Origin of the sequence: Roseovarius dicentrarchi, assembly GCF_003316635.1 — a bacterium.
GTDB lineage: Bacteria > Pseudomonadota > Alphaproteobacteria > Rhodobacterales > Rhodobacteraceae > Roseovarius > Roseovarius dicentrarchi.
Window position 1 is genome coordinate 1 of the sequence record NZ_QNQP01000051.1, and the last position, 4,459, is coordinate 4,459.

Sequence of the window (4,459 nt, forward strand, 5' to 3'; positions counted from 1 at the left end):
CACCCCGCGGTGCGGATCTATTACGGCCCGCAGGTGATCGACTGGCTGGAGGGCGGCAGGCAGGGCGATATCCCCGACGGCGCGATGGTGGTCAAGGAAATGGCCACACCCCCCGCCGCCCGCTACACCACCTACCGCGACACGCTGGAATATCTGCACCCCGATGACCCGGCAGAGGTCGAGGCGCAGATGATCGACTTCCTCCACCGGACCGGCGGACTGAACTGGACCGTCATGGTCAAGGACAGCGCGCTGTCCTACGGCGGCTGGTTCTTTGCCTCGGTGGATGCGGCGGGGCAGGTGGATGATTTCGCGGCGCCCTATGCGCCCGCCTCGGGGCAGGCCGCCGATGGCCTGTGCATGCGCTGCCATGCCTCGGCGGCGGAGGAGCTGATCTTTTCCTCGCTGGACAATATCGAGGGGTATCCCGGCGCGCCGCTGATCTTTCGCGTGGACGAAAGCTGGCGCAACATGACCGATCAGCCACCGGGGCCGATGAACCTGCCCGCCGTGCAACGCCCCGCCATGGGCCAAAGCGACGCCGCGCTGATCGAGGATTATTTTCACAACGATGCCGCCTATGACCGCGTGACTGCGGGCGCGGCAGGGGGGCGCCCGGCGCTGAACCCGGATTTTACGGCCACCTTCCCCCCGGCCGACGGGATTTCCATCCCGGCGGCGCAGGTGCCGCATATGCCCGGCCAGTGGCTGGATCATGTGCCGTCCCGCCCCGGCGGGCCGCAGCATTTCCTGACGTCGGATAATTGCGTGGGCTGTCACGGCGGCCTTGGCGGGCTGCCGTCGGGCATGGCGATGTTCCTGCAAACCGGCCCGTCCTACGGCGACGGCTATGACATCTCGCCCTATGGCGAATGGCGCTGGTCGCCGATGGGGCTGGCGGGCCGCGATCCGATTTTCCTGGCCCAGCTGGAAAGCGAATTCGCCCTGCTGGAACGGGCGGGCGCGGGCGATCTGTCCGATGCGCTTGGCACCACATGCCTGTCCTGTCACGGGGCCATGGGCCAGCGGCAATTACAGATCGACGCCCACGCAAACCCCGATGCGGGGCTGAACCCCGACGTGTTCAAGCCAGGCTACCTGTCGCTACATGCGCCGCTGACGCAGGCCGAACAGGCCGCGCAAAAGGCGGGCGGCACGTATGACTATCACCAATACGGCAACCTCGCCCGCGAGGGGGTGTCCTGCGCCGTCTGTCACCGCATCGCCCCGCCCCGGCGGGCCGAGGGGCAGCCTGACTATAACACGCTGGACACCTACCTGATGAACGGCACGACCGGCGTCTTTCAAATGACGGACGCAGACCGGCTGATCGGCCCCTATGCCGATGTGCGCCGCAAACCGATGGAAAACGCCATGGGCATCACGCCGGTGCAGGATGATTACATCAAAAGCAGCGAACTTTGCGGTGCCTGCCACACCATCAACCTGCCCAATGTCGACGCCGATATGTCGGTGCCGCTGGACGGGTACACGTCTGCGGATCAGGATGTGTTCAATCGGGCGGCCCGCAATGGCGCGGCGTTGCTCAAGGACAACTACGGCGTGACATATCCCGAAGGGCTGACCGACTTTCAGCAGTCGGTTGAACAGGCGACCTATCTGGAATGGGTCAACAGCGCCTATAGCGAGGAGGCCACGGCGCAGTCGTGCCAGGACTGCCATATGAAGTCTGATTTCCGCAGTGCCGATGGCACGGTTGCACTCGACCGGATTACCACGCAGATCGCCACGATTCAGGACACCACCCTGCCGGAGGCAACCAACCTTCTGCCGCAGGACGAGATCGACGTGCCGATGCGCGAGGGGTATCGGCGGCACAACTTTGTCGGGCTGAATGTCTTTATGGTTGAAATGCTGCGGCAGTTCCCCACCGAAATGGGCATGGGACTGACCCAGCCCATGACCTATGCCACCAATGGCGCCCAGCTGGCCATTGACACGATGGCGCAGCAGGCGCGCGAGGAAACCGCCGGGATCGACATCGCCGTGCGCTCCGAAGCCACGGGGATCATGGCCGATATCACCGTCACCAACCGCACCGGCCACCGGCTGCCTTCGGGCGTGGGATTTCGCCGCGCCTTTCTGGAGGTGAAGGCGGTGGACGCCGCCGGGCAGGCCCTGTGGTGTTCGGGCTGCACCAATGGCGCCGGGGTGATCGTGGACGGCGCAGGCGCGCCTTTGCGGACCGAATTTCTGGACGATGTGCCGGAGGGGGCGGACGTGGCGCTTTACCAGCCGCACCACCGGGTTGTGACCGCGCAGGGCCAGGTGCAGATCTACGAGGAGCTGACCCGCAACGCCAAGGGTGCCTTTACCACCAGTTTCGTGAACCGCGTCTCGCACCCCAAGGATAACCGGCTGACCCCGCACGGGGCGCTGGCGCCGGGCACAGCGGCCTTCGAGGCCAAATTCGGCGGCAGCGCCGTGACCGCCGCCTTTATGAAGGCCACCCTGCCCGAGGGCGGCGCGGCGCAGGATCCCGATTTCACCGCCGGTTCGGACCGGATTGAATACCGCATCGCGCTGCCTGCCGGTGTTGATCCCGCCGGGGTGACCGTGACGGCGACACTCTATTCACAGGCGATCCCGCCCTATTACCTCAAGCAGCGGTTCGACACCGCGCCGGACGGCCCGGCGACACGGCGGCTGTATTATCTGGCCAGCCACCTGCGGACCGAAGGCACGCTGATCGAGGATTGGAAGCTGGCAACCGCCACCGCGTCGGCGACGCTGCGCTAAGCCGGGCCATATCCGCCCGGCGCAAGGGGCGCGCATCGGGCCGCCGCCCTATTCCACGTCAATAGCTTGAGGAGATGCAGACATGACCAGATCGACCGGCATATCGGCAGGGCGGCGCGCCATTCCGGGCGCGTTTCTGGCCGCCGCCGCCGCGCTCTTTGCCGCCAATACCGCGCTGCATGCGCAATCTGCCCTGCCCGAGTTCGCCCTGCCGGACCCGGCGGTGTCCCCGGCGCGGGCGACCGTGCTGCCGGTGCCGCAGGACCGCATCGCTAATGCCGTCGCCTCCTTGGACGGGCTGGCGCAGGATCTGCTGGACCGGACCGGCGTGCCGGGCCTTGCCGTGGCCGTGGTGCAGGGGCAGGACACGCTCTTGATGCGCGGCTGGGGGCAGCGGGCAGAGGGCGGGCAGGCCGAGGTGGACGCCGATACCGTCTTTCTGCTGGCCTCCCTGTCCAAATCCGTCGGCGCGACGGTGGTGGCCACGCAGGTGGCAAACGGTGCGGTCAGCTGGGACGATCCGGTGCGCGACTATCTGCCGTGGTTCGATCTGGGCGATCATTGGGTCAGCGATCATGTCACGATCGGCGATCTCTATGCCCACCGCTCGGGCCTGCCGGATCATGCCGGCGACGATCTGGAGGATGTGGGTTATGGCCGCCGCGCGGTGCTGGAGCGGCTGGGGCAGCTGCCGATGGGCCGGTTCCGGGCCGATTACGCCTATACCAATTTCGGCCTGACCGCCGCGGCGGAGGCGGTGGCGACCGCCGCCGGAACAGACTGGGCCAGCCTGTCGGAGCGGGCGCTGTATGCCCCGCTCGGCATGGGGGCGACCAGCTCGCGCCATGCCGATTACATGGCGCGGGGCAACCGCGCCGCTGCCCATGTGCCGCGCGCCGATGGATTTGCGGTGGCGGACCTGCGCCAACCCGATGCGCAAAGCCCGGCAGGCGGCGTCAGCTCCAGCGCGCGGGACATGGCGCAATGGATGAAGCTGGTGCTGTCCGGCGGGCGGCGCGACGGGGCGCAGCTGATTGCGCCCGGCGCGCTGTTGCCCGCGCTGTCGCCGCAGGCGATCACCGGGCGCCCCGCTGATGCGGCGGACCGGACCGGCAGCTATGGCTATGGCGTCGGCATTGGCGTGCGCCCCAGCGGGCGCGTCATGCTCAGCCATTCGGGCGCTTTCGCACTTGGCGCGGCGACGGCCTATGCGATGCTGCCGGATCTGAAGCTTGGCATCGTCGTGCTGACCAATGCCAGCCCCACCGGCCTGCCCGAGGCGCTGGCGGCCAGTTTCCTTGACCGGGTGGAATTCGGCGCGGATCAGCGCGACTGGCTGGCGGCCTACGGCCCGCGCATCGCGCCGCTGTCTGCCCCGGCGGGCGCGCTGGTGGGGGCCAGCCCGCCGCAGCAGCCCGCCGCCGCCCGGCCGCCAGATGCCTATGCCGGACGCTATGACAGCGCCTATTTCGGCGCGGCCGAGGTGCGCAAGATGGCGGATGGCCTGCTGCTGGAGGTCGGCCCCGCCCCGCAGCGCCTGCCGCTGTCCCACTGGGACGGCGACCGTTTCGTCGCCTTTCCGGTGACGGAAAATCAGCCCGAAGGCTCCGTCTCGCAGGTCGTGTTTACCATCGGCGCGGACGGGCAGGCCGACAGCGTGACGGTCGAGCATCTGAACGACGCGGGGCTTGGCGGCTTT

Annotated in this window: 2 protein-coding genes; both read left to right on the plus strand. The window is 67.9% G+C overall.

The features are described 5' to 3' along the window. The coding region (locus tag DQ230_RS16590) for a hypothetical protein (protein ID WP_113913673.1) at positions 1-2,760 on the plus strand (2,760 nt) is incomplete at its 5' end. Between the two features lie 82 nt (positions 2,761-2,842). After that, the coding region (locus DQ230_RS16595; protein ID WP_162497495.1) for a serine hydrolase at positions 2,843-4,459 on the plus strand (1,617 nt) is incomplete at its 3' end.